2 protein-coding genes are annotated in these 1,522 nt (G+C 51.8%); both read left to right on the top strand.

The genetic code is table 11. The features are described 5' to 3' along the window. The first annotated feature begins 163 nt into the window (after positions 1-163). The gene (locus tag VGA08_01490; GenBank protein ID HEX9679267.1) at positions 164-1,027 is read left to right on the top strand and encodes a decaprenyl-phosphate phosphoribosyltransferase; all 864 of its coding nucleotides are present in this window, start codon (positions 164-166) and stop codon (positions 1,025-1,027) included. Next, the coding region (locus VGA08_01485; protein ID HEX9679266.1) for a hypothetical protein at positions 1,024-1,522 on the top strand (499 nt) is incomplete at its 3' end. The genes VGA08_01490 and VGA08_01485, both read left to right, overlap by 4 nt.

Raw genomic sequence — 1,522 nt, 5'->3', positions numbered from 1 at the left:
AGCGTAAGTTTAATCAGAATCTTTCATTGCGTGACGATTGGCGGGTGGATCATCGCCAAGTAACATTGGACAAATACCAGGCCATTTTGAAACCGCTTAATGCCAGCTAGTTACAGTGGACTCAAAACGAAAAGTTAGATTTTACGAGAGTATAATTACTCCAATGGTTTTAGTACAACTTCTCCGTCCCAAGCAGTGGATCAAAAACTTGCTCGTGTTGGCACCGCTGATATTTGCCGGTCGGCTGACGGATGGGCCGAGTGTGGTATTGGCAGTGGGTGCAATGGTTGGGTTCAGCTTACTGGCCAGCAGTATGTATATCTTGAATGATGTCCATGATCTGGAGTTCGACCGCCAGCATCCCTTCAAGAAATTTCGCGCGTTGGCGTCGGGCAAGATCACGGTCGAGGCGGCCTGGTCGCTGGCGGTAGGATTGTTGTTGGCCGCTATCGGTATCACTTGGTGGGTAGGGCAGGAGCTGACTTTGGTGGCGCTAGCCTACGCGGGGTTGATTTTTACCTATTCGCGTTACTTGAAGTCGCAGGTGGTGCTGGATGTGTTGGTAGTCGCGGTCGGATTTGTTTTGCGGGCACTGGCGGGCGCGGTGGCGATTGGAGTGGTGTTTTCACCGTGGCTGCTCGTGACAACTTTATTTCTGGCGCTTTTTTTGGTGTTGGGTAAGCGGCGGCAGGAACTGGTTGGGTCAGACACGGTTGCGCACCGATATCGCCCCGTTCTCGCGGACTACTCGTCAAAGATGCTCGATCAGTTGCTGGTGATGGTGGCAACCGCCAGTTTAGTCGGCTATAGCTTGTACTGTTTGTGGCCGGACACGACCGCGCGACTGGGATCGTCGAACTTGATCTATACCCTGCCGGTTGTTATTTACGGCCTATTTAGATACTTTTACCTGGTCTACCGTCGTGACGAAAACGGCGATCCAACCGAGATGTTGTACACAGACCGACCGCTTTTGGCGAGTGTGGTTTTGTGGGGTGTACTAGTCGTTGTTATAATTTATCAATGAGTCAAGCGAAGCTGGTTCTAACTCTGGCGACTTTGTTCCTGGATTATCTGCTGGTAGTGGGCGCGTTTGCGGCGTCTTATTTTTTGCGCGACGAGCTCAATAATGCTTATTTGGTGCCGTTTGAACAGTTTTTTGTTTTCGCACTGCTGGCGGCCTTAATCTATGTGCTGATCTTTGCATATCTGGGTTTGTACTCGATCGAGCGTGCCCGGGGGTTGGTGGATCAACTTTTCGGCGTGTTCATCGGCGCGTTGGCGGCCACGATTCTGGCCGGCGCCACGATCTACTTTGCCAAGTCGTTCGATTACTCACGACTGGTTTTAGGTACTGCCATGCCGGTTGCGGTGACGTTCGTGTGGTTGGGACGATTGCTGGTACGTGGGTTGGAAAGATGGTTGTACCAGCATGAAATCGGGGCGACCCGGGTTTTGATTATTGGTTCTGTGTCCGCGACCGGGATTCATGAAGGAGAAACGCCGGTTTTGAGCGTCATTG

This window comes from Candidatus Saccharimonadales bacterium, from assembly GCA_036397795.1.
GTDB lineage: Bacteria > Patescibacteriota > Saccharimonadia > Saccharimonadales > DASWIF01 > DASWIF01.
This window is presented reverse-complemented; position numbering and strand designations above follow the sequence as displayed.

Excerpts from the sequence above, each read along its gene's own strand:
- VGA08_01490 (HEX9679267.1), top strand. The coding sequence starts at position 164 with ATGGTTTTAGTACAACTTCTCCGTCCCAAGCAGTGGATCAAAAACTTG.